The organism is Halomarina rubra, from assembly GCF_023699475.1.
In the GTDB taxonomy this organism is placed as follows: domain Archaea; phylum Halobacteriota; class Halobacteria; order Halobacteriales; family Haloarculaceae; genus Halomarina; species Halomarina rubra.
In genome coordinates this window covers 94977-95730 of record NZ_JALXFV010000003.1, presented here as the reverse complement: position 1 = coordinate 95730, position 754 = coordinate 94977, and the positions used below count along the sequence as shown (strand labels likewise).

At 71.5% G+C, this 754-nt stretch carries 1 protein-coding gene (running past both ends of the window); it reads left to right on the top strand.

The whole window is internal to an ATP-binding protein gene (locus M1L36_RS05655) on the top strand: the coding sequence, 3576 nt in all, runs 750 nt past the left edge and 2072 nt past the right edge, and what appears here is coding positions 751–1504 — codons 251 (complete) to 502 (partial); the first codon wholly inside the window starts at position 1. Both the start codon and the stop codon lie outside the window.

The window sequence follows — 754 nt, the reverse complement described above, 5'->3', positions numbered from 1 at the left end:
GCCCTGTTCGCGGAACTGCAGGCGGAGCTCGACGGCGAGGAGGCGGCGGACTTCGAGACGCTCCAGGACGACATCGACGAGATGTCGTTCGGCGAGTTCGACGAGGAGGACGACCTCACTATCGGCGAACTCATCGAGGGGCCGGCCGAGGACGACGCCGGCGGCTTCCGGTTCGGCGAGGACCGGGCGACCGACGACGACGCCACGGACCCTCTCGACGCGCCGTTCGGCGAGGTCGACGAGGAGTCGCCAGCCGAACAGTCCCCCGACGCCGGGTTCGACGGCTCCGGCCCGTTCGCCGACGCGAACGGCGACGAGACCGCAGAGGAAGGGTTCGACGGCGCGGGTCCGTTCGCGTCCGCGGACGATACCGCCGCCGAGACACCGCCCGCCGAGGCGGCGTCCGGCACCGGCCCGTCGAGCGACGACGAGGACGACCTGTTCGCGGCAGTGCAGGCGGAGGTCGCGGACGAGGAGGCGGCGGACCTCGAGGCACTCCAGGCCGACATCGACGAGATGTCGTTCGGCGAGTTCGACGAGGAGGACGACCTCACTATCGGCGAACTCATCGACGCCGACGCGGCTCCCGACGAAGAGTCGCCGGTCGAAGACACCGAGGAGTTGCCCGTCGACGCGGTCGAGGAGCGAGACGAACAGGCCGTCGACACGGCCGACGCGGCCGACGAGTCGTCGGTCACACCGGTCGCCCCGGACGTTCCGACGGACCTCTCCGCGGCGGTGACCGCCGCGGAGG